Consider the following 928-nt stretch of genomic DNA (forward strand, 5'->3'; position numbering starts at 1 on the left):
CATCTTCGCCCAGGTGTTGGGGTTGGAGCGGGTCGGTGTCGATGAGTCGTTCTTCGAGTTGGGTGGCGACTCGTTGTCGGCGATGCGGGTGGTAGCCGCGGTCAATGCGAGCCTGGGCGGCGATCTTGCGGTGCGCACGTTGTTTGAGGCGCCGACGGTGGCGGGGTTGGCGCCGCGTATCGGTGAGGGGGATGGGCTGGCGCCGTTAGTTGCCGGTCCTCGTCCGGCGGTGGTGCCGTTGTCGTTTGCCCAGAACCGGTTGTGGTTCCTGGATCAGTTGCAGGGCCCATCGGCGGTCGACAACTTGGCGGTGGCGTGGCGGCTGGATGGGCGCTTGGACGCTGAGGCGTTGGGTGCGGCCGTTGGTGATGTGGTGGGCCGTCACGAGAGTTTGCGGACGTTGTTTGTGGCGCCCGGTGGGGTTCCGCAGCAGTCGGTGGTGCCGGTAGAGCGCGCTGATGTGGGTTGGCAGGTTGTTGATGCGACCGGGTGGCCGGCGGGTCGGTTGGAGGAGGCCGTCGGGGCGGTGGCGCGTCGGCCGTTTGATTTGGCCGCTGAGATTCCGTTGCGGGCAACGCTTTTCCGGCTCGGCGGGGATGACCATGTGTTGGTGGCGGTGGTGCATCATATCGCCGCTGACGGCTGGTCGATCGCTCCGTTGATGGGTGATTTGAGTGCGGCGTATGCCGCCCGGTGTGGGGGCCGGGCTCCGGAGTGGGCGCCGCTGCCGGTGCAGTATGTCGATTACGCGTTGTGGCAGCGCGCGCAGTTGGGTGATCTCGATGATCCCGACAGCCGGATCGCTGCGCAGTTGGCGTATTGGCAGGAGGCGTTGGCTGATCTGCCGGAGCGGGTGCAGTTGCCCACGGATCGGCCGTATCCGCCGGTGGCCGATTATCGCGGCGACAAGGTGGCGGTGCAGTGGCCG

General features: G+C 66.9%; 1 protein-coding gene. It reads left to right on the forward strand.

Annotation, left to right across the window (positions count from 1 at the left end; genetic code table 11):
- Positions 1 to 928: condensation domain-containing protein (locus A5698_RS03810; protein WP_231967293.1), on the forward strand; the 928-nt coding region annotated here is incomplete at both ends.

Origin of the sequence: Mycobacterium sp. E136, assembly GCF_001666865.1 — a bacterium.
GTDB lineage: Bacteria > Actinomycetota > Actinomycetes > Mycobacteriales > Mycobacteriaceae > Mycobacterium.